15 protein-coding genes and 2 pseudogenes are annotated in these 23129 nt (G+C 62.2%); 10 read left to right on the plus strand and 7 right to left on the minus strand.

The features are described 5' to 3' along the window. Positions 1–5: 5 nt before the first annotated feature. Positions 6–272, minus strand: a complete 267-nt coding sequence (locus ASC90_RS22255) for a hypothetical protein (protein ID WP_082520018.1) — start codon at positions 270–272, stop codon at positions 6–8. Between the two features lie 372 nt (positions 273–644). Between ASC90_RS22255 and ASC90_RS22260 the strand changes: the two genes are divergently transcribed. Beyond that, positions 645–1739, plus strand: a complete 1095-nt coding sequence (locus ASC90_RS22260) for a DUF475 domain-containing protein (protein ID WP_056545375.1) — start codon at positions 645–647, stop codon at positions 1737–1739. Positions 1740–1875: 136 nt separating this feature from the next. Here ASC90_RS22260 and ASC90_RS29485 read toward each other — a convergent pair whose 3' ends face one another. The 4 genes from ASC90_RS29485 to ASC90_RS22275 form a co-directional block, all read right to left on the minus strand. After that, positions 1876–2043 (minus strand): hypothetical protein, encoded by a 168-nt coding sequence (locus ASC90_RS29485; RefSeq protein WP_200950936.1) that lies wholly within the window; start codon positions 2041–2043, stop codon positions 1876–1878. A gap of 158 nt (positions 2044–2201) precedes the next feature. Then, positions 2202–3719 carry a tripartite tricarboxylate transporter permease gene (locus tag ASC90_RS22265; protein ID WP_056545778.1) on the minus strand — a complete coding sequence of 506 codons (1518 nt, stop codon included), beginning with the start codon at positions 3717–3719 and terminating at the stop codon, positions 2202–2204. A gap of 11 nt (positions 3720–3730) precedes the next feature. Beyond that, a complete protein-coding gene (locus ASC90_RS22270) occupies positions 3731–4222 on the minus strand; it encodes a tripartite tricarboxylate transporter TctB family protein (RefSeq protein WP_056545377.1) in 492 nt (163 codons plus the stop codon). Next, complete coding sequence (locus ASC90_RS22275; RefSeq protein ID WP_056545379.1) at positions 4219–5163, minus strand: tripartite tricarboxylate transporter substrate binding protein; 945 nt, start codon at positions 5161–5163, stop codon at positions 4219–4221. The genes ASC90_RS22270 and ASC90_RS22275 overlap by 4 nt, the downstream gene beginning before the upstream one ends. A 338-nt stretch (positions 5164–5501) precedes the next feature. Between ASC90_RS22275 and ASC90_RS22280 the strand changes: the two genes are divergently transcribed. Then, positions 5502–5690, plus strand: a complete 189-nt coding sequence (locus ASC90_RS22280) for a hypothetical protein (protein WP_056545381.1) — start codon at positions 5502–5504, stop codon at positions 5688–5690. 37 nt (positions 5691–5727) lie between these two features. Here the strand turns inward: ASC90_RS22280 and ASC90_RS28490 are convergent. Together ASC90_RS28490 and ASC90_RS22290 are read right to left on the minus strand one after the other, a co-directional pair. Beyond that, positions 5728–6121, minus strand: a pseudogene (locus tag ASC90_RS28490) (response regulator). Between the two features lie 116 nt (positions 6122–6237). Next, positions 6238–7305 (minus strand): ABC transporter substrate-binding protein, encoded by a 1068-nt coding sequence (locus ASC90_RS22290; protein ID WP_056545779.1) that lies wholly within the window; start codon positions 7303–7305, stop codon positions 6238–6240. Between the two features lie 148 nt (positions 7306–7453). Here ASC90_RS22290 and ASC90_RS22295 point away from each other — a divergent pair. From ASC90_RS22295 to glgB, 8 genes and pseudogenes are all read left to right on the plus strand, one after another. Then, positions 7454–9192: pseudogene (locus ASC90_RS22295) on the plus strand (adenylate/guanylate cyclase domain-containing protein). Positions 9193–9314: 122 nt separating this feature from the next. Beyond that, positions 9315–9992, plus strand: a complete 678-nt coding sequence (locus ASC90_RS22300; RefSeq protein WP_056545385.1) for a response regulator transcription factor — start codon at positions 9315–9317, stop codon at positions 9990–9992. Then, the gene (locus tag ASC90_RS22305) at positions 9989–11371 is read left to right on the plus strand and encodes a sensor histidine kinase (RefSeq protein WP_056545387.1); all 1383 of its coding nucleotides are present in this window, start codon (positions 9989–9991) and stop codon (positions 11369–11371) included. Before ASC90_RS22300 ends, ASC90_RS22305 begins: the two co-directional genes overlap by 4 nt. Positions 11372–11480: 109 nt before the next feature. Beyond that, positions 11481–14798 carry a transglutaminase family protein gene (locus ASC90_RS22310; RefSeq protein WP_056545781.1) on the plus strand — a complete coding sequence of 1106 codons (3318 nt, stop codon included), beginning with the start codon at positions 11481–11483 and terminating at the stop codon, positions 14796–14798. A gap of 11 nt (positions 14799–14809) precedes the next feature. Further along, a complete protein-coding gene (locus ASC90_RS22315) occupies positions 14810–17227 on the plus strand; it encodes a circularly permuted type 2 ATP-grasp protein (RefSeq protein WP_056545389.1) in 2418 nt (805 codons plus the stop codon). Beyond that, positions 17224–18111 carry a transglutaminase family protein gene (locus ASC90_RS22320; protein ID WP_156393088.1) on the plus strand — a complete coding sequence of 296 codons (888 nt, stop codon included), beginning with the start codon at positions 17224–17226 and terminating at the stop codon, positions 18109–18111. Before ASC90_RS22315 ends, ASC90_RS22320 begins: the two co-directional genes overlap by 4 nt. A 333-nt stretch (positions 18112–18444) precedes the next feature. Then, a complete protein-coding gene (locus ASC90_RS22330; protein ID WP_056545394.1) occupies positions 18445–20907 on the plus strand; it encodes a glycogen/starch/alpha-glucan phosphorylase in 2463 nt (820 codons plus the stop codon). Continuing rightward, the gene (gene glgB / locus ASC90_RS22335) at positions 20904–23111 is read left to right on the plus strand and encodes a 1,4-alpha-glucan branching protein GlgB (RefSeq protein WP_056545396.1); all 2208 of its coding nucleotides are present in this window, start codon (positions 20904–20906) and stop codon (positions 23109–23111) included. Before ASC90_RS22330 ends, glgB begins: the two co-directional genes overlap by 4 nt. Positions 23112–23129 lie beyond the last annotated feature (18 nt).

Consider the following 23129-nt stretch of genomic DNA (forward strand, 5'->3'; position numbering starts at 1 on the left):
TATGGTTATGGCTTGCTGGGTATGGTTTGCGGCCGCTTCCCGCCGCTCGCACCGTCTTTATCGGCAGCAGCCTGCGGCCCGCCCTTGGAGAGATCCCCACCGCTCACATGCGCGGGAACATGCACATCGTGCAGTACGCCCGGCGTAAGCGTCAGATCGACCTGATGCGGCGGCATTACCTGCGCGTTCTTCATGCGGTTCGGTCGAGCGCGTTTCATACGGTCGGACGTCTCGGTGCGTTTGTCGGGAATATGGGTCGAAGTGTTCATCATCGGCCTCCTTTTTTTGCAGCACGCAAGCGACTGTTCCCATCGCTCAACCCAAGTGGAACGACGGATAGCTCGAAAGGTTCCCGTAAAACGCCGCGATGTCCGGCACGTCGATCTTGACTGTCGCGATAAGTTCACTACCTTCGCCTTATCCCGCAGCCTCAGACATCGGCTGACGGGGCAACCTGGTGCCGGGCCCCTCTGGCGAGAGTTTTTACGGCGCTCTCGCGATGTCGGTACCGCCTGCAGATAAGCCGGCGGATTTCATTCGATGATCAAGCACACCATGCCTCGCACGCATGCCCATTGGGGTATGTGGCGTTCTTCCCGCATATTCTCTTCGTTCAACACTATCTCAGCTTGCGAGGTGCGGCCATGAACGCCCCCACGCAAAAAACAACGCTCAGCTATTTCCGCTGGGCCTTTATCGTCACTTTCCTCGGCCTTGTCCTCGGTGCTGCCCTCGGCTGGCAGAGCACAGGCACGATCGGCGGCATGGCAACCGTCTTCTTCATTTGTACGGTTCTGGCCGTGCTGGAGATCTCGCTCTCCTTCGACAACGCCATCGTCAATGCCAACAAGCTGAAGGACATGACGCCGGTCTGGCAGCATCGGTTCCTCACCTGGGGTATCGTCATCGCCGTCTTCGGCATGCGCATTGTCTTCCCGCTGGCGATTGTCGTCATCGCCGCACAGATTGGCCCGTGGGAAGCCCTCGTGCTGGCCGCACGCGAGCCTGCCGAATACGCCCGCATCATGAACGATGCGCACCTGCCGATCGCAGCCTTCGGCGGCACCTTCCTGATGATGGTCGGCCTCAACTACTTCTTCAACCACGAGAAGGACGTGCACTGGATTACCGGCCTCGAGAAGCTGATGGCGCGCGGAGCCACCGTTAAAGGCATCGAGATCGCCTTTGTGCTGGCGCTTATCCTCGTTTTCTCAACACTGCTTGAAGCAGAGGAAGCCAGCACCTTCGTCCATTGCGCCATATACGGCCTGCTGACCTTCCTCGGCGTCGAGGTGATCGGCGGACTGCTGGATGCCTCGCAAAAGACGATGAGCGCTGCCGCCAAGGGCGGGTTGGGCGCCTTCATCTATCTGGAAGTACTGGATGCCAGCTTCTCCTTTGACGGGGTCATCGGCGCCTTCGCGCTGACGCAAAACCTCTTCATCATTGCTATCGGCCTCGGCATCGGCGCCATGTACGTGCGTTCGATGACCATCATGCTGGTGGAAAAGGGAACGCTTGCCGAATACCGCTATCTCGAGCACGGCGCCTTCTACGCGATCCTGATCCTTTCGGTGATCATGTATGTGCAGACCATGGTGCATATCCCCGAGGTCATCACCGGCCTTGGCGGCGCGACGCTGATCGGCATCTCGCTGTGGTCCTCCATCCGCTACAACAGGAAAGAGCGGACAGAGGCGCATGCAGACGCCGCACAAGAGCGACAGCTACAGGCCTGATCCAGGGTGAGCCGCACGCCAAGGCGGCGTTCACCCTCGGAAAAAATAAAGCCCGCGACCATTCGGTTGCGGGCTGTTCGTTTGCGGCTATCTCAAACCGCCGAGCGCGGCGCCCGTTCGGGCGCAGCGGTCTGGTCTAGTGGTTCAGTCTGCCGTACATGCTCGGGTCGATTCCGAGTTCGCGCAGATCGCGGGACTTCGGGCGACGGCCGGATTCGATGGTAGCGCTGACGGCATTGGCGGCACTGAGCATCGCAAAGGCGCGACCAAGGAAGCCGTCGCGAATGGACTGGCGGAAGGACATTTTCTTTCTCTCTTGCTTTATGATTGACTGCTTACATATGTGTCCGCCCCGTCCTGTCCGCAAGCCGCGCAAATTCAGCCCTGCCATGCAAAAAGAAACGACCGGCGAATGTCCCATCGCCGGTCGCAAGATTGGGTGTTCAGGCAGCTTTTGCTTTTCTAGTCTTCGTTGGCCGCCAGTTGCGACAGAACCTGGCCACGCCCACGAATCCTGAGGATCAACGGGATCAGGAACGCGGCGGCGGCGACGAGCAGCAACCCCGCTGCAATCGGTGACATCACCAGCGTCGTGACATCACCCTGGCTGATGGCCAGCGCCCGCCGCAGCTGTTGCTCCGCCAGCGGCCCGAGGATGAGGCCGACCACCGCAGGCGCAATCGGATAACCGAACAGCCGCATGATGTAACCGAGAATACCGAAGGCGAGCAGCATGCCGAGCTCGAACACCGATGGATTGGCGCCGATCGTGCCGAGCGTCGCAAACAGCAGGATACCGGCATAGAGCCACGGCTTCGGGATGGTCAGCAGCCGCACCCACAGGCCGATCATCGGCAGGTTGAGAACCAGCAGCATCGCATTCGCGATGAGCAGGCTGGCAATCAGACCCCAGACGAGCTGCGGATTGTTGGCAAACAGCAATGGACCGGGTTGCAGCCCGTATTGCTGGAACCCGGCGAGCATGATCGCCGCCGTCGCTGTTGTCGGCAAGCCGAGTGTGAGCAATGGCACCAGCGTCCCGGCGGCCGATGCGTTGTTGGCAGCCTCCGGACCGGCAACACCTTCGATGGCGCCATGCCCGAACTCTTCCGGGTTCTTCGCCAGCCGCCTTTCGGTGGCATAGGAGAGGAATGTGCCAATCTCGGCGCCGCCTGCCGGCATCGCGCCGATCGGAAAGCCGATCAGCGTGCCGCGCAGCCAGGGCTTCCACGAACGCGACCAATCCTGCGCCGTCATCCACAGCGAGCCCTTGACCGCTTCGATCTTGTCTTCGATGCGGTTGCCCTGTGCCGCAATATAGAGCGTCTCGCCGATCGCAAACATGGCAACGGCCAGCGTCGTCACCTCGACACCATCAAGCAGGTCAGGAATACCGAAGGACAGCCGCGCTTGCCCTGTCTGTTGATCGATACCGACCAGGGCAAGTGCAAAGCCGATGAACAGCGAGGTCAGTCCCCGCAGAGCCGAGTCGCCGAAAGCCGAAGACACCGTGACGAAGGCCAGAACCATCAGCGCGAAATACTCGCGCGGCCCGAACACCAGCGCCAGCTTGACGATGAATGGCGCGATGAAGGCAAGCCCAAGCGTGGCGATCAGCCCGGCGACGAACGAGCCGATTGCTGCCGTTGCCAGCGCCGGCCCGCCGCGCCCGGCGCGCGCCATCTTGTTGCCCTCGAGTGCGGTGACGATCGAGGCGCTTTCGCCCGGCGTATTCAGCAGGATCGAGGTGGTCGACCCGCCATACATGCCGCCGTAATAGATGCCGGCAAACATGATGAGAGAGCCAGCCGGATCGAGTTGGTAAGTGACAGGCAACAGGAGCGCCACCGTCAGCGCCGGGCCGATGCCCGGCAGAACGCCGACAGCTGTGCCTAGCGTCACGCCAACGAAGGCATAGAGCAGATTCATCGGCTGCATTGCGACCAGGATGCCCTGGAAGAGGAATTCGAAGGTGCTCATCGCATCCAATCCTAGAAGAAGAGTCTTTCAAGCGGCCCTGCAGGCAGCGTGAGTTTCAGGAGTTGCGAGAAGATCGCCCAGACGACGAAGCTCAGGACGATGCCGAACGGAATCGAGAACCAGAGCTTTCGGCGGCCGAACCCACGTGCGGTGAATGCGAATAGCATACCGGTTGCAATCGAGAAGCCGGCTGTCTTCAAAAGCAGCATCTGTGCCGCAAGACCGGCGATAACCCAGACGACGGGTGCGATTTCCTGGTGCTCCCGCTCGGGAAACTCGCCGCGAAATGCCTCGAAGACGGTCCATATGCCCAGGCCGAAAAGCCCGATCGCGACGACCTTGGGTGCGGTGGCTGGTCCGATGCGGGCATACTGCGCGATCGTCTTGAGATGCATAGCGTCCCACAGGATCACCGCCGCCACGATGAAAAGACAGATGGCAATGACCAGCGCCGCCCAATCGGGGCGGCGCTTCGTTGCCAAGGGCTCGCTACCCTGGCTCATTGAACAAGTCCGATCTCTTTGAGGATGCCCTCGGTCGATGAAACATCCTTGTCGAGCTGCGCCTTGAAGGCATCGCCGGCGAGATAGGTATCAGCCCAACCCTTGGTTTTCAGGATCTCCTGCCAGCTGGCGGACTTGGAAAGCTTGTCGAAGTCGGCTGTCACGGCAGCCGTCTGCTCGGGCGTCAGGCCCGGAGCGGCGGCAACCATGCGCCAGTTCTGCACGGCGACGTCGACACCGGATTCCTTCAGCGTCGGAGCGTCGACACCGTCGATGCGTGCGTCGCTGGAGACGGCAAGCAGCCTTAGCTGACCGGCCTTCACCTGGGATTCAAATTCGCCGTAGCCGGAGATGCCGGCTGTCACCTGGCCACCGAGAATAGCCGCGAGCGCTTCGCCGCCGCCCGAGAAGGCGACATAGTTGATCTTCGTCGGATCGACGCCGGCCGCCTTGGCGATCAGCCCGACCGCAATATGGTCGGCGCCGCCGGCCGAACCGCCAGCCCAGGAAACCGCGCCCGGATCCTGCTTCAGCTTGGCGACCAGATCGCCTATCGTCTTGATATCGGACGCCGCCGGAACGACGATCGCCTCATACTCGCCGGTCAGACGGGCGATCGGCGTGACCTCCTTCAGCGTGACCGGTGACTGGTTGGTCAAGATCGCGCCGACCATGACATAGCCGCCGACGATCAGCGCGTTCGGATTGCCGCTGTTCTGGCTGGCGAATTGCGCCAGCCCGATGGTGCCGCCGGCACCCGGAACGTTCTGAACCTGGACGTTGCCGGAAATGCCTTCCTTCTGCAGGACGGTCTGCAGCGACCGGGCCGTCTGGTCCCAGCCGCCGCCGGGTGCAGCCGGTGCCATGATTGTGTAGTCGGCCGCATAGGCCGGCAGCGCGATCGCGGCTGCAAAGATTGTCACAAGAAAAGTGTGCTTCACGATGTGTCCTCCATGGCGCGGCTGAGGAACCGCGCATTGTTCTCGATGGAATCGGGAAGGACACCGCAAACGGACGCCAAGGTCCGATAAGCCGGTAAAGCTCCTCCCGAAACTTCACTTTTCCGCCTCCACGGAGCTGAAGTTCTTCAAACTCGACCATAGTAAGCTGTCATTTAGCTGACATCGGTGGGTTATCCAGTCGCAACCGACACTTTTCTGCCGCAATCACTCCCGGCGACTTCGCCTTCCGGTGCCTCGATGCCGGCTGCATAAATGCTCGGGTGCGCGGAACTTCTTCGCGCCACATGCGTTACCCCGCAGTTATATGGAGTTGCGCCATGAGTTCTCGCCTCGACATCGATAAGATCGACAACGGCAGCTTGAGGGAAGTATGGAGCGTCCGGGAATTTGTTCGCCGACACCGATTGGACAAGGATGAGGAGAAGCGTCTTCTGACGCTCTTCGGATCGTTTGCAACGAAGCAGGAACTGCTGTCCAACGCGCAGCGGCCCTGCCTGTTCCGCTAACACCCCCACCAGATACAGAGTTTGCTGCTTCCGATGATCAGGACGCGAGCGGCGTGAGAAAACGCGGGCTATGCCAGGCGCGGCCAAAGCGAACCGCGGCGGCATATTCCAGTGCTTCCGCAACCTTTGCTGGCCAATGTGGCTTGGAGACAACGCCCACAGCGCTGGTGTTGGCTCGCACGATTTCCGGATTGCCTGTCATGAAGACGACGGTCGTCCCAGTAGCCGTCCACCAGCCGCGCAGCGATTGCAGGCCCTGTCACGCCGTCGGCGAGTTGCACGTCGACCAGCGCGACCTCCGCGTCCTGCGCCAGTTCCAGTGCTTCGGAGGCATTTCGTGCCGTCCCGACGACCTGGTGGCCCAAATCCTCTACGATCGACTCGAGATCGAGTGCAATCAGCAACTCGTCTTCAACTATCAGAACCTTCATGCAGAGATGCCCTATCCAATCCAGCGTCCATCGGCGACCAAGACGTGGAAACGCCCGACTTCGCTTTCGGTTCCGGATCGCTCGAAATTACCGGTGGCAACCGGTGCGCGTGCGCCTCATTGAGTGCGAAGCACCTGGTTCCAATGCTCGATCAGGCGCGCCCGTTTCACTTGGTCGAGATAGACCATCAAGCCGGGGCTGACCGGCACCGGCCGCAACTGCGCGCCGAGGAGCGCCTGCATCGTGTTTGCCGTATTCTCGCCGGTGACCTCCGGACTGACCGCAGGAATTTGCAGTTCGCGCGCCATTATCGTTTGCCCTTGCTTCGACATGAAGAAGGAGAGGTAGCGACGCCCAAGCTCGGGATCGGCGGCTGCCTGCGGCACCAGCCCGATCCGGGACATCACAACGGTATAATCCTTCGGCAGCACGATGCCGACGTCGGGATGCCGCTTGGCCCAATCGGCCGCATAGGAGCCGAGAATATTGTAGCCGAGCACGAAGCGCCCGTCGGCAACGCGCTCCAGAATGGCGGAACTGGTAGAGTAGAGCTTGACGCCCGCCGCCCCCATTGCACTGATAACCGACCAGATATCCCCGAACTGTTCCTGATCGCGCGCCATGAACAGAAACCCGACACCGGAGCGCTCGATATCATAGGTACCGATGCGGCCATGGACCGCTTCCCCCTTGCGCTTGAGGTAGTCGACGAACTCCGCGCGGGAACCTGGCGGCGGTTCGCTGACGAAACTCGGCTTGTGATAGACGAAGACCGCTGGCTCGAAGGTAAGCGCATAGGCGGTATTTCGCCAGTTCGCCCATTTCGGCCACGCTGCGCTCATCGGCAGGTTGCTGACCTGCGCATAGCCGTCATTGGAAAGCTTCACCTGCAGATCCATGGCAGACGAGAAGGCGAAATCGGCCGTGCGCTGGCCGGCGTCGGTTTCACGCACGATGCGGTCATAGATCTCGCCGGTCAGCATGTCCTCGTACTTCACCGCGACATCCGGATTGGCCTCCTGAAAACCCTCAATCATCGGCTGCGCGAGCGGCTCGTCGAGCGAGGAATAGACGACCAGAGTCGGGGCACTCGCATTGCCTGAGACAGCGGGATAGAGAACCTCGTCCGCAGCGGCGACTCCGGGACAGATGAATAGAAATGCAAGAAAAGCCAGTCTCCTCATCCGGCCAGAATGCATGACGTTGGCAGGCGGCACAAGGGAGGCCGGATTGCTGGCAAATCCAGAGGCGTTCCTCCAAAGGCGTAAGGGTCACGCAGGACATCCAGCTTCAAAAACGCTAGTGTCGATCAAACCTGTCCCGGAGGATGCATTGGAGCGACGACTGACAGCCATTCTCGCCGCCGATGTCGTCGGCTACAGCAGGCTGATGGGAGTTGACGAAGCGGGAACGCTGGCGGCGGTAAATCGTCATCGCAGCGAACTGCTCGAGCCCGAAATTATCAAGCACAACGGTCGCCTGGTAAAGCTCATCGTTGCTGGCGGAGTTCTCGAGTGTGGTCAACGCGGTCGCCTGCGCCGTGGAAATCCAGCGCGGCGCTGCGAAAAGGAACGAGGGCGTTCCCGACGACCGCCGCATCCGGTTTCGGATCGGCATCAATCTCGGGGACATCATCGTCGAGGACGGCGACATCTTTGGCGACGGCGTGAATGTCGCAGCCCGGCTGGAGGCGATCGCCGAGCCCGGCGGCATTGCGGTATCGGCATCGGTCTGCGATCAGGTCGGCTCACGCCTGAACCTGCATTTCGAGGACCGGGGCCAGCAATCGCTGAAAAACATCCGGCAGGAGGTTCGGGTCTATGCGGTGCGTTTCGACCATCCGCGCGAGGCCGTCACGGAGCGCCCGGAGGCGCCCGTCCGACAATCGATCGTGGTTCTCCCCTTCACCAACATGAGCGGCGATCCCGATCAGGAATATTTTTCGGACGGCTTGACCGAAGACATCATCACCGATCTGTCGAAGGTGTCCGGCCTCGTCGTGACACCGCGCAACACCACCTTCTCCTACAAGAGCCGACACGTGAAGATCGGCCAGATCGCCCACGAACTGTCCGTCCGCTACGTGCTTCAGGGCAGTGTCCGAAAATCGGGCAAGCGCGTCAGGATCAGTGCGCAGATGATCGACACCGGCAACGAAAACCATCTATGGGCCGACCGCTATGATCGTGACCTGACCGATATCTTCGCCATCCAGGACGAAATCGCTCACGCCATCGTCGGCCAGCTGAAGATCAAGCTTCGACCAGAGGAAAAACGCACGATCGAGAGCGATCCCACCACCAACATTGAGGCCTATACATATTACCTCAGGGGGCGCAAATTCGCCCGATCGATGACCATGCCCTATCTGGTACGCCGCCGAATTGCCGATCGCCGATCTGCTTGAAATCAGCGCCAAGGCGCTGGCGCTGGATCCCGACCTTGCCGAGGCGCATGCCGCCCGCGCCATGGTCCTGCACCATAACGGAAACGATGCCGAGTCCGTCGGCTACTTCGAACGCGCGCTGGCGCTCGATCCCAACCTGTTCGAAGCCAACTTCCACTTCGCCCACCGGCAGTTTCAGCAAGGTGCGTTCGAAAGCGCAATCCTCTATTTCGAGCGCGCCGCGTCTCTCTACCCGGACGATTACGTCTCACCCGTTCTTCTGGCGGCTGCCTACCGTTCGCTTGGCCGTCCTCGGGAGCAGCGAAATTGGGCGACCGAAGCCATCGTCCGCTGCCAACGCGCTGCCGAACAGAGCCCCGAGAACTCCGCGCCCGTCCATCGCGCCGCCCTGGCCTACGCGCATCTCGGGGATCGCAAGCAGGCACTGTCGTGGACGTCGCGGGCGCTCGCCATGGATTCGAACGACGTGATCGGACGGTACAACGCAGCCTGCGTTTACGCGATGATGGGCGATCTCGACCACGCCATCGATATTCTGGAGCGACTGCTGCCGAACAGTTCCTCCTACCAGATCAACTGGTTCTCGAATGATTCGGATCTCGACAACATCCGCTCGAATCCCCGCTTCGGAAAGCTGATGGAAGCCATTGCGCGGCAGCGGTGACCAGCGCGGCTTGATATCGACCGCTTCCCGGCAACCAGGATACTGGCTCGGCGCCTGCCAATACAAGGCGGTGACACTGAAGTGCGCTGGCTGTAGTCTCGCGGCGAACAAGGGAAACATTCGTGCGCATCCTCCTCACTGAAGACAACATCGCGCTGGCTGACGGGTTGTCGGCGATTTTGCGGGGGACGGGGCATGCGGTCGATGTCGTGCATGACGGCGCCTCGGCCAACGCGGTGATCGCGGCGGAAAATTTCGATCTGGTCATCCTCGACCTCAACCTGCCGGAAATGGACGGACTCGATGTTCTTCGATCGATGCGCGCGCGCCAGAACCAGGCCGCCGTACTGATTTTGACGGCGCGTGGCACGCCGGAGGAGCGCGTTAAGGGGCTTGATCTCGGTGCCGACGACTATCTCATCAAGCCCTTCGACATCGCCGAATTCGAGGCGCGGGTGCGCGTCCTTCTCCGTCGCCAGGCAGGCCTGCATTCGGCGACCGTCAGCTATGGCAGCATCTCGCTCGACCTAAATTCCCGCTCCTTCTCGGCCGGCTCAACGCCGCTGGACATCCCGACACGCGAACTTGGCCTTCTGGAAATCCTCTTCATGCGCGCCGGCAAGGTGGTCGCCAAGGAGGCAATCATCCAGTCGCTCACCGCCTTCGATGACGACATCTCCGCCAATGCCATCGAGCAATATGTCAGCCGCCTCAGGAAGCGCCTGTTGCCGCATGGCCTGACCGTGAAAACCGCTCGCGGCATCGGCTACTATCTCGACAAGCTGCCAGAGGTCTCATGACGGCAGCCTATTCGCTTCGACGCAGGCTGCTTTTCTGGCTGCTGATCTCGACCGCCATCCTCGGCGTGTTGGCGCTGGCCGATACCTATCGCGAGGCCGTGCAGACTTCGAACATCGTCTCCGACCGGGTGCTCGCAGGCTCCGCGCTGGCGATCGCCGAGCGTGTGGTCGTGGCGGAAGACGGCTCGCTGCAGGTCGACATACCCTACGTGGCCTTGGAAATGCTGACATCGGCAGCGCAGGACCGCGTCTTTTACCGCGTCGACGGGCCGCCCGGAAATTTCATCACCGGCTATCAGTCGCTTCCGGTTCTTGCGGAAACGCAAGGTGACATTGCCGCCTTCGCCGATGACTCCTTCCGTGGCGAGCCGATCCGCGTTGCGACACTGCAGCGCTCGGCATCCACCGGCATTCGCTCTGTACCGTTCACGGTCACGGTTGCGGAAACCACGATCGCCCGGCGCCAGCTCGCCCGGGCAATCCTCTTGCGCTCGGCGCTGCGGCTGTCGGTCATGATTGCCGGCGCGGCGGTCATTGTCTGGATATCCGTCACCGTGGCGCTGCGCCCGCTCTACAAGCTGCGCGACGCCATCGGCGAGCGGAGCCCCGACGATCTGCACCCGATTGAGCAGTCCGTTCCAAGCGAGGTTCAGCCGCTGGTCGACACCGTGAACGGCTTCATGGTGCGGCTGCAATCGGCGCTCGATGCACTGCGAAACTTTACCGGCAACGCCAGCCATCAGCTTCGTACCCCGCTGGCGATCATCCGCACGCAGCTGGCGCTATCCGTCCGCGCCGCCTCTCTTTCGGAGGCGCAGAATGCCGCTTTCAAGGGTGACCAGGCGGTCGCCCACGCCGAGCGAATCCTCGCGCAGCTGCTGCTGATGGCGAAGATCGACGCCGCTGCAGCAAAGGAAGCGCTGGCCGCTGCCGAGATCGATCTCACCGCGATCGCGCACGATATAACCGCTGAGCTCATCCCGGCCGCCGCTGCTGCCGGCATCGATCTGGGCTTTGAAGGCGATGGTCCCGAGGCGATCCGCGCCGAGCCGCTGCTGATCGGCGAAATGCTCCGCAACCTTGTCGGCAACGCAATCGCCTATGCCGGCAGCGGTGCGGTGGTCACCGTCCGCATCCGTCGCTCGGAACGTACAGTCTGCCTGGAGGTCGAGGACGACGGCCCGGGGATCCCGTCGGAGACGCTGGCTGTCGTGTTGCAGCGCTTCTCGCGCGGCACCGAATCCTCGAGCCCCGGCGCAGGCCTCGGATTGCCGATCGTCGAGGAGATCGCCGGGTTGTTCAATGCGGTCCTGACACTGGAGCCGGGCGCCGACGGCAAGGGGCTCAACGCCAAGGTGGCTTTCGCAGCGGCGGCCTGAGGGCTTGGCGGGCTTGGCCATTCCGCCTTGCATTCTCTCGCTGCATTGCACACACTGGTTTCGGGAACAGCAATGCCGCACGAAGATGTGGCGCCAGATAAGGCACGATATGTCGATCAAAGCCAGCATCTATCATCTGACGCACTATAAATACGACAAACCGATCCGCCTCGGCCCGCAGATCATCCGCCTCAAGCCTGCTTCGCATTCGAAAACGAGGGTCATCAGCCACGCGCTGAAGGTCAGTCCGTCGAACCACTTCGTTAACCTGCAGCAGGACCCCTACGGCAACTATCTCGCCCGCTACGTCTTTCCGGACCCGGTTACCGAATTCAAGATCGAAGTCGACCTCGTTGCCGACATGACCGTTTACAACCCGTTCGATTTCTTCATCGAGGAAAGCGCCGAAACCTGGCCCTTTTCCTATCCCGAAGATATCCGCGACGACCTGAAGATCTACTCGGCGCCGCAGCCGATGGAACCGGCGCTTGCTGCCTATGTCGCATCCATCGACCGCACGCCGGTACGCACGATCGATTTCATCGTCGGCCTCAATGCGCGCCTGAAGAACGACATCGAGTACGTCATCCGCATGGAGCCCGGCGTCCAGACGCCCGAGGAAACGCTGAAGCTCGCCCTTGGATCCTGTCGTGATTCCAGCTGGCTGCTGGTCGAGATCCTGCGCAATCTCGGCCTCGCCGCCCGCTTCGTCTCAGGCTACCTGATCCAGCTCACCCCGGACCTGAAAGCCCTCGACGGCCCCTCCGGCACTGAGGTCGATTTCACCGATCTGCACGCCTGGTGCGAAGTCTATCTGCCCGGCGCCGGCTGGGTCGGCCTCGACCCGACCTCCGGCCTGCTCACCGGCGAAAGCCACATACCGCTCGCCGCCACCCCGCATTACCGCAACGCCGCCCCGATATCAGGCGCACTCTTCGGCCACGCCAACACCGAATTCGATTTCGACATGAAGGTGTCGCGCGTCGCCGAGCATCCGCGCATCACCAAGCCCTTTTCCGACGACAGCTGGGACGAACTGAACGCCCTCGGCGCCAAGGTCGACAGCATTCTCCAAGCCGGGGATGTCAGGCTCACCATGGGCGGCGAGCCGACCTTCGTCTCCATCGACGATTTCGAATCCGAGGAATGGAACACCGCAGCCGTCGGCCCGACCAAGCGCGAGAAGGCCGATATCCTGATCCGCAAGCTTCGCGAGCGCTTCGCCCCCGGCGGCTTCCTGCATTATGGCCAGGGCAAGTGGTATCCCGGCGAAAGCCTGCCGCGCTGGACCTTCTCGCTCTACTGGCGCAAGGACGGCAAGCCGATCTGGCAGAACCCCGTGCTGATTGCCGGTGAAGGCAAGGAGACCGGTGCCAAGGCGGAAGATGCCTCCAAGCTTCTGAACGCCATCGCCAGGGAACTCGCGATCGGGGCCGACATGGTCCTGCCAGCCTATGAGGATCCGGCCGAATGGATCATCAAGGAAGGTAGCCTCCCCGAGAATGTCGATCCCTCCAATTCCAAGCTTAAGGACCCGGAAGAGCGCAGCCGCATCGCCCGCGTTTTCGAACGCGGCCTGACGACGCCGACCGGCTATATCCTGCCGGTCCAGGCCTGGAACGCCAAGGCTTCCGGCCAGCGCTGGATCAGCGAAAAGTGGAAGACACGCCGCGGCAAGATCTTCCTCGTCCCCGGCGACAGCCCCGTCGGCTACCGCCTGCCGCTCGGCACCCTGCCTTACGTGCCGCCGGCCCGCTATCCCTACATCCACACCCCCGATCCCTCGATCCCGCGCCAGCCGCTGCCCGAAATCTTCGTGCCGGCCGGTCGCGCCATGCCGGAGGCCTCGCGCCACAGCGACGAGGCCGGTCAGAGCCGCGTCGAGCAGACGCTCGGTGAGATCGGCGGCGCGGTGCGCACCGCGATCTCGGTCGAGCCGCGCGACGGCAGGCTTTGCGTCTTCATGCCTCCCGTCGAGCGCATCGAGGACTATCTCGAGCTCATCGCCGCCGCCGAGAATGCCGCCGCCGAGCTCGGTCTGCCGGTCCACATCGAAGGCTATTCACCGCCGCAGGACGAACGTATAAACGTCATCCGCGTCGCGCCTGATCCCGGCGTCATCGAGGTCAACATCCATCCCGCTTCCAACTGGCAGGATTGCGTCGACATCACCACCGCGGTCTATGAGGAAGCACGCCAGACACGCCTCGGCGCCGACAAGTTCATGATCGACGGGCGCCACACCGGCACCGGCGGCGGCAACCACGTCGTCGTCGGTGGCGCCAATCCCGCAGACAGCCCGTTCCTGCGCCGTCCCGACCTATTGAAGAGCCTGGTGCTGCACTGGCAGCGCCATCCCTCGCTCTCCTACATGTTCTCCGGCATGTTCATCGGCCCGACGAGCCAGGCACCGCGCATCGACGAGGCGCGCCACGACAGCCTATACGAACTGGAAACGGCGCTCGCACAGATCCCCGCGCCCGGCGGCGTGATCCCGCTACCGTGGATAACCGACCGCCTGTTTCGCAACACGCTGATCGATGTGACCGGCAACACCCACCGCGCCGAGATTTGCATCGACAAGCTGTTCTCGCCAGACGGCCCCACCGGCCGCCTCGGCCTCGTCGAGTTCCGCGGCTTCGAGATGCCGCCGAATGCCCGCATGTCGCTGGCGCAGCAGCTGCTGGTCCGCGCGCTGATCGCCCGGTTCTGGCAGAACCCCGCAGATGGCCGCTTCGTGCGATGGGGCACGACGCTGCACGATCGTTTCATGCTGCCCCACTTCGTCTGGGCCGATTTCCTCGACGTGCTCGGCGATCTCCAGCAGAACGGCTTCGACCTCAGCCCGGAATGGTTCAAGGCGCAGCTCGAATTCCGTTTCCCCTTCTGCGGCGAGGTCGAATACGAGGGCTCGAAACTGGAGCTGCGCCAGGCGCTGGAACCCTGGAACGTCATGGGCGAAGAAGGTGCCGTCGGCGGCACCGTGCGCTATGTCGACAGTTCCGTCGAACGCCTTCAGGTGCGCCTCGAAACCAGCAACGCGTCGCGCTACACCGTGACTTGCAACGGCCGCACCGTGCCGTTGACGCCGACGGGCACCGCGGGTGTCTCCGTCGCCGGTGTCCGCTTCAAGGCCTGGCAGCCGGCGTCGGGATTGCACCCGCTTCTGCCGGTCAACACGCCGCTGACCTTCGACATTTATGATACATGGTCGAAGCGCTCGATCGGTGGCTGCATCTACCATGTTGCCCATCCGGGCGGGCGTACCTATGACACGTTCCCGGTCAATGGTAACGAAGCGGAAGCAAGGCGGCTGGCGCGATTCGAACCTTGGGGACACACGGCGGGCAGCTATATACCGCCCGTGGAAACGGGGTCTCCGGAATTTCCGCTGACGCTCGATTTGAGGCGACCGGCAGGACTTTAGACTTAGGGCTTATGGGCAAGAAACCGGCAAGAGAGCTGAGGGCAGACATCAAGGACCGTATCGGCAACGATGCGGCGGTCAACTATGCACCCTTCCCTGACGTCGCCGACGAAATGGTCGACAACACAGGCGCCATTCGACCGGTCTGGCAGCGGTTCATCAGGCACCTCGAGGAAATGCCCGAGAGGGAACTGACGGAGCGCTTCGCTCGCGCGGACCGCTACCTGCGCGACGCCGGCGTCTTCTATCGTGCCTATGGCAGCACCGGCACCGGCGAACGATCCTGGCCGCTCTCGCACATTCCGGTGCTGATCGACGAGCGTGAATGGGAAGCGCTGTCGGCCGGCCTCGTCCAGCGCGCGGATCTTCTCGAAGGGATCGTTGCCGATATCTACGGCGACAACAAGCTCGTCGAAGGCGGCGTCCTGCCGCCGGCCCTGATTGCCGCCAATCCGGAATTCCAGCGTCCCCTGGCGGGTGTCACGCCGGCAGGCGGGCACTATCTGCATTTTTGCGCCTTTGAAGTGGGCCGCGGGCCTGACGGCAACTGGTGGGTGCTTGCCGACCGGACGCAGGCGCCATCCGGCGCCGGTTTCGCTCTCGAGAACAGGGTTGCCACCACCCGCGCCTTTTCGGATGTCTACGCCGAAACCCCGGTCCACCGGCTTGCGTCGTTCTTCGGCGCTTTCCGCGATGCGTTGCAGGGAATGAAGCATAGCGGCGACGACCGCATCGCCGTCCTGACGCCGGGACCGGCGAACGAAACCTACTATGAACACGCCTACATCGCCCGCTACCTCGGCTTCATGCTGCTCGAGGGCGAGGATCTGGCGGTCGTCAAGGGCAAGGTGATGGTTCGCACCGTTGCGGGCCTTAAGCCGATCGGAGTCCTTTGGCGCCGTCTCGACTCGGCCTACTCCGATCCGCTGGAACTGAACCAGAGCTCTCACATCGGCACGCCCGGTCTCGTCGAGGCACTGCGCGCGGAAAACGTCACCATCGTCAACGCACTCGGGACCGGCATTCTGGAAACCCGGGCGCTTCTTGCTTTCATGCCGACGATCTGTCGCGAACTCTTCGGCGAGGACCTGAAGCTGCCATCGATCGCGACCTGGTGGTGTGGCCAGAAGGACGAACGCGAGCACGTGGCCGCCAACATCGAGAAGATGGTTATCGGGCCTGCCTATTCGCGTGCGCCGTTCTTCGACGACAACGGCGAATCCGTTCTTGGCTCGACGTTGAGGACCAGCGCCGTCGAGTCGATCGGCGAGTGGCTGAACACCGATGGCGCGAAACTGGTGGGCCAGGAAGTCGTCCGGCTTTCGACCACGCCCGCGTGGATCGGCGGCAAGCTGGTGCCACGGGCGATGAGCCTGCGCGTCTTTGCCGCCCGAACGGCGAACGGCTGGCAGATCATGCCCGGCGGCTTCGCCCGCATCGGCGGCAGCGACGACGTTGCCGCCATCGCCATGCAGTCGGGCGGCGGCGCCGCCGACGTCTGGATCGTCAGCGACAAGCCGGTCGAGCGTCACACGCTTCTACCCGGCGAGGGCAGCTTCACCCGCAACATGCCGGGCAGCCTGCCGAGCCGTGCGGCGGACAACCTGTTCTGGCTGGGCCGCTACATCGAGCGGGCCGAAGGCGCCTTGCGCATCCTGCGCGCCTGGCATGCCCGTTTTGCGGAAGCCGCCGATCCGAGCCAGCCGCTGCTCGCCGACGTCACCGATTATCTCGCCGCCGTCGACATTGATACCGCAGACGCTGTTCCGGAAACGCTGCTGCGTAACATCGACAGCGCGGTCTATTCAGCAAGCAACATCCGCGACCGCTTCTCGCCGGACGGTTGGCTGGCGCTGACCGATCTGGCAAAGACCGCACGGCGCTTTCACAGCACGGTTTCCCCAGGCGACGACGCAAGCCACGCCATGACGATCCTGTTGCGAAAGCTTGCGGGCTTTGCCGGTCTCGTGCACGAAAACATGTACCGGTTCACCGGCTGGCGTTTCCTGTCGCTCGGGCGCCATATTGAACGCGGGATGCACATGACCCGCCTGCTTGGCCATATGTCCGGTCCCGAGGCGCCCGACGGCGCACTCGACATGCTGCTGGAGATCGGCGACAGCGTCATGACCCACCGCCGGCGCTACAACGTCAACACCGCACCGCTGACGGTCACCGACCTTCTGGCCCTCGATCCGCTCAATCCGCGGTCCATCCTCTTCCAGATGAACGAAATTCACCACGAGGTGGAAAAGCTTCCGAACGCCGTCGTCAACGGCCAGATGTCGCCCTTCTATCGCGAGGCGATGCGCCTGCACTCCGGCCTCGCCGTGATGACGCCCGAAGCGATGAGCGTCGAGGTCTATCGCCGGCTCGAGCGCGAACTCGAACACCTTTCCGACCTGCTTGCGCAAACCTATCTGGGGTGAAGGCTGTGCTCTACGATCTGTCACTGCACATGGGCTACATCTACGACACACCAGCCTCGGGCGCACGCCACATCATGCGCCTGATGCCGCTTTCGCTGCCAGACCGCCAGCGCCTGGTGGCCGGATCGCTCAAAGTTGAGCCGGCACCGGAAGAACAGTCGCATTTCGTCGATTTTTTTGGGCATCCGGCGACATCGTTCATGGTGCGCGCGCCCCACGAAAGGCTCGACATCCGCATGCAGGCCCGCGTGCAGGTGGAAGCCCATTCAATTGCCGCGGACTTTTCGCCGCTCCTGTCGCAACTGCCGGACGAGGTTGCCGGCATCTGGTCGCTGAAGCCAAATTCGCCGCATCATTTTCTCGGCAACAGTCCGCGCCTGACCGAAAACCGTGCGATCTCCGACTACGCCCGGGAAAGCACTGGACAATCGCTGACGGTGCTGCAGATCGCCAACGCGCTGTGCGCCCGCATCAATGCCGAGTTCACCTACGACGCCGATGCGACGACCGTGGACACCACACCGATTGAGGCCTTCCGGCTGAAGCGCGGCGTCTGCCAGGATTTCGTTCATGTCATGATTCTGGCGCTGCGCAGCCTCGGCATTCCTGCCGGCTACGTCTCCGGCTTTCTGCGCACCATCCCGCCGCCGGGCAAGGAACGCCTCGAGGGTGCGGACGCTATGCATGCCTGGGTGCGTGTCTGGTGCGGCGAGACGATCGGATGGGTCGAGCTCGATCCAACCAACAACATCCCCGCAGGCACCGATCACATCGTCGTCGCCTACGGTCGCGACTATGCCGACGTGGCGCCCGTCATCGGTGTGCTGAAAAGCTACGGCAGCCAGCGTTCCGACCAGGCGGTGGACGTGATACCGCTGAATTGATCCCGTATCACCGAAATTGCGCCAGGAAGGGTCAAATTTGACGGTCTGGCGCAGTTGGCCTGGCTATCGGGGGCCGATCGAGCAACAAAGCCGGTTCGGAACAATACGGAGCGACTTTCGTTTATCGCAATCGCCGATATCAGAATCGGAAAACCGATTGAAATCAAGTTCTTTCATCGCCGTGATCCGAAGCGTCGTCAATTTTTTCGTTTGCACAATTCCCTTGTTGCAAGTGCGTAGTAACGGTGCATAAACTGCATTCTAATCGCGAGTACAATCGATTAAATCACGCATAACATACTGAAAATAAGACCGAATTGGCGAGGACTGACGATGAATACCGTTTCGAAGCCCACCATTCCCTCCCCCGCCCCGCGCAGTTCGAAGCCGGAAATCCTCGCAGAAGAAATCATCGAGCGCCTGACCTACCGCATCGGCAAGGACGCCAAGGTCGCCAAGCCGCATGACTGGTTGACCGCAACCATTCTTGTCGTGCGCGACCGCATCATCGACAAGTGGATGGAGTCGACCCGCAAAGTCTATGCGACTGGCGACAAGCGCGTCTATTATCTATCGTTGGAGTTCCTCATCGGCCGCCTGATGCGCGACGCCGTGTCGAACCTCGGGCTCATGGAGCAGGTTCGCGACGCGCTCGCCTCGCTCGGCGTCGACGTCGCCGTCATTGCCGGGCTGGAACCTGACGCCGCCCTCGGCAACGGCGGCCTCGGTCGCCTCGCCGCGTGCTTCATGGAGAGCATGGCGACCGTCGAGATCCCGGCCTATGGCTACGGCATCCGCTACGTTCACGGCCTCTTCCGCCAGCAACTGGCCGATGGCTGGCAGGTGGAATTGCCCGAAAGCTGGCTCGCCCATGGCAACCCCTGGGAATTCGAGCGCCGCGAAAGCGCATATGAAATCGGCTTCGGCGGCTCGGTCGACGTCGCCAACAACGCCGAAGGCGAACCACGCTACGTCTGGAAGCCTGCCGAACGCGTCATCGCCGCCGCCTTCGACACCCCTGTGGTCGGTTGGCGCGGCAAGCGCGTCAACACGCTACGCCTCTGGTCGGCGCAGCCGATCGATCCGATCCTGCTCGATGCGTTCAACGCCGGCGACCACATCGGGGCGCTGCGTGAAAGCAACAAGGCTGAGAGCCTGACACGCGTCCTCTATCCGGCCGACGCTACGGCGGCCGGCCAGGAACTGCGGCTGCGCCAGGAGTTCTTCTTCTCGTCCGCCTCCTTGCAGGACATCCTGCGCCGGCACCTGCAGCAGTACGACGACTTTACCTCGCTGCCCGACAAGGTAGCGATCCATCTCAACGACACGCACCCGGCCGTTTCCATCGCTGAACTCATGCGCCTGCTCTGCGACGTGCACGGGCTGGAGTTCGATCAGGCCTGGGACATCACCCGCGGCACGATCGCCTATACCAATCACACGCTGCTGCCGGAAGCGTTGGAGAGCTGGCCGATCCCGTTGTTCGAGCGCCTGCTCCCGCGCCACATGCAGATCATATACGCGATCAACACCAAGATCCTGATCGAGGCCCGCAAGACAAAGAATTTCTCCGACACCGAAATCCGCTCGATCTCGCTGATCGAGGAAAGCGGCGAGCGCCGCGTACGCATGGGAAACCTTGCCTTCGTCGGCTCACACTCGATCAATGGCGTATCCGCCTTGCATACCGAGCTCATGAAGATCACGGTTTTTGCCGATCTGCATAAGCTCTATCCCGACCGCATCAACAACAAGACCAACGGCATCACGCCGCGTCGCTGGCTGCAGCAATGCAACCCGGGTCTCACGAACCTTATCCGCGAGTCGATTGGCGACGACTTCCTGGACGATGCCGAAAAGCTGAAGCCGCTCGAAAAGTTCGCGGACGATGCCGGCTTCCAGGAGAAGTTCGCGGCGGTGAAGCGTGCAAACAAGGTCGCGCTATCGCAACTCGTCGCCAGCCGCATGGGCGTGAAGCTCGATCCGTCGGCAATGTTCGACATCCAGATCAAGCGCATCCATGAATACAAGCGGCAACTCCTGAACGTCATCGAGGCTGTTGCCCTCTACGACCAGATCCGCTCGCGCCCCGAGCTCGACTGGGTGCCGCGCGTGAAGCTTTTCGCCGGCAAGGCCGCACCGAGCTATCACAACGCCAAGCTGATCATCAAGCTGATCAACGACGTCGCCCGCACGATCAACAACGACCCCGCTGTGCGCGGCCTGCTGAAGGTCGTCTTCGTGCCGAACTACAACGTGACGCTCGCCGAAGTCATGGTCCCGGCCGCCGACCTTTCCGAGCAGATCTCGACGGCCGGCATGGAAGCGTCCGGCACCGGCAACATGAAGTTCGGGCTGAACGGCGCACTCACCATCGGCACGCTGGATGGCGCCAACGTCGAAATGCGTGACAATGTCGGCGAAGACAACATCGTCATCTTCGGCCTGCGCGCCGACGAGGTCGCCAAGCTCCGCTCCGATGGCCACGATCCACGCGCCATCATCGAAGGCTCGCGTGAACTCTCCCAGGCCCTGTCCGCCATCAGCTCCGGCGTCTTCTCTCCCGACGACCGCAACCGGTATACCGCCCTTATCGATGGCATCTATGCCCACGACTGGTTCATGGTTGCGGCCGATTTCGACGCCTATGCCCAGGCGCAGCGCGACGTCGACCAGATCTGGACGAACCCGTCCTCCTGGTACTCGAAGACTATCCTCAATACGGCAAGGATGGGCTGGTTCTCGTCCGACCGGACGATACGGCAATATGCCAAGGAAATCTGGAGAGCGGGATGAAAACGCCGAAAGCTGCCGCTGAAGCCAAGCTTCCCTGGGAAATTTCGGCAGACGAGATAGCGGCTATCCTTGCGGGTTCGCATGCAAATCCCTTTGCCGTCCTCGGCGTACACAAGTCGGGCGATGCCTACGTCGCCCGGTGCTTCGTCCCCGGCGCGGAGGAAATCACCGCGATGTCGCTGGATGGCAGCGTTGTCGGCGAATTGAAACAGCAGCATTCGGACGGCTTTTTCGCCGGTCCAGTTTCCTTGACGAAGCAACAGCCGGTGCGCTATCGCGCCCGCCGCGGCGATGCCGAGTGGGCGGTGACAGACCCCTACAGCTTCGGTCCTGTACTCGGCCCGATGGACGACTACTTCGCGCGTGAGGGGTCGGATCTGCGGTTGTTCGACAAGATGGGAGCGCACTGGATCAAGCATGAGGGCGCGCAGGGCATCCACTTCGCCGTCTGGGCTCCGAACGCCCAGCGAGTCTCCGTTGTCGGCGATTTCAACGGCTGGGACGGCCGCCGTCATGTCATGCGCTTCCGCACCAGCGCCGGCATCTGGGAGATATTCGCGCCCGATGTCCCGACGGGCGTGCCGTACAAGTTCGAGATCCGCGGCCAGGACGGCGTCCTTCTGCCGCTGAAGGCGGATCCTTTCGCCCGCCGCAGCGAACTGCGCCCCAAGACTGCCTCGGTCACTGCACCGGAGCTCCTCCAGGAATGGGACGACGAGGCGCATCTCGAGCACTGGCGAACGATAGACAAGCGCCGGCAGCCGATTTCGATCTACGAGGTGCATGCTGGCTCCTGGCAACGGGCGGAGGATGGCTCGTTCCTGTCGTGGGATGAACTCGCCTCCCGCCTGATCCCGTACTGCGCGGACATGGGCTTTACCCACATCGAATTCCTGCCGATCACCGAGCATCCCTACGATCCCTCCTGGGGCTACCAGACGACCGGCCTTTACGCCCCAACGGCCCGCTTCGGCGAACCGGAAGGCTTTGCCCGCTTCGTCAACGGCTGCCACAAGGTCGGCATCGGCGTCATCCTCGACTGGGTGCCGGCCCACTTCCCGACCGACGAGCATGGTCTCGGCTGGTTCGACGGGACCGCGCTCTACGAACATGAGGATCCACGCAAGGGCTTTCACCCTGACTGGAACACGGCAATCTACAATTTCGGCCGCACCGAGGTCGTGGCCTACCTTGTCAACAACGCGCTTTATTGGGCCGAGAAGTTTCATCTCGACGGCCTGCGCGTCGACGCCGTGGCCTCGATGCTTTACCTCGACTATTCCCGCAAGCATGGCGAGTGGATCCCGAACGAGTACGGCGGCAATGAAAATCTGGAGGCCGTCCGTTTCCTTCAGAGCATGAATACCCGGATCTATGCGGATCATGCCGGCGTCATGACGATCGCCGAGGAATCCACATCCTGGCCAAAGGTCTCGCAGCCGGTTCACGAGGGCGGCCTCGGCTTCGGATTCAAGTGGAACATGGGCTTCATGCACGACACGCTGAGCTACATGGGCCGCGAGCCAATCCACCGCAAGCATCACCACAACGAACTGACGTTCGGGCTTCTCTACGCCTATTCGGAAAATTTCGTGCTGCCGCTGTCACACGATGAGGTCGTGCACGGCAAGGGTTCGCTGATCGCCAAGATGCCCGGCGACGACTGGCAGCGGTTCGCCAACCTGCGTGCCTACTACGCCTTCATGTGGGGCTATCCCGGCAAGAAACTTCTCTTCATGGGCCAGGAATTCGCACAGTGGAGCGAGTGGAACGAGGCAACCTCGCTCGACTGGAACCTGCTGCAGTATCCCATGCACGAAGGTGTACGCCGCCTGGTGCGGGATCTGAATTTTACGTACCGCAGCAAGCCGGCACTTCATGCCCGCGATTGCGAAGGCGACGGTTTCGAGTGGCTGATTGCGGACGACCACGAGAATTCGGTCCTCGCCTGGCTGCGCAAGGCGCCGGGAGAAAAACCGGTCGCAGTCATCAGCAACCTGACGCCGGTATACCGCGAGAACTATTCTGTCCGTCTGCCCTTGGAGGGGCGCTGGCGGGAAATCCTGAATACCGATGCCGACATTTATGGCGGCAGCGGCAAGGGCAATGGAGGACGGGTGCAGGCCGTCAATGCCGGCGGTAGCATCGCCGCGACGATCACCTTGCCGCCCTTGGCGACGATCATGCTTGAACCTGAGACTTGAAGACTGGTGGGAGGACAA

Source organism: Rhizobium sp. Root1220 (assembly GCF_001426265.1).
In the GTDB taxonomy this organism is placed as follows: Bacteria; Pseudomonadota; Alphaproteobacteria; order Rhizobiales; family Rhizobiaceae; genus Rhizobium.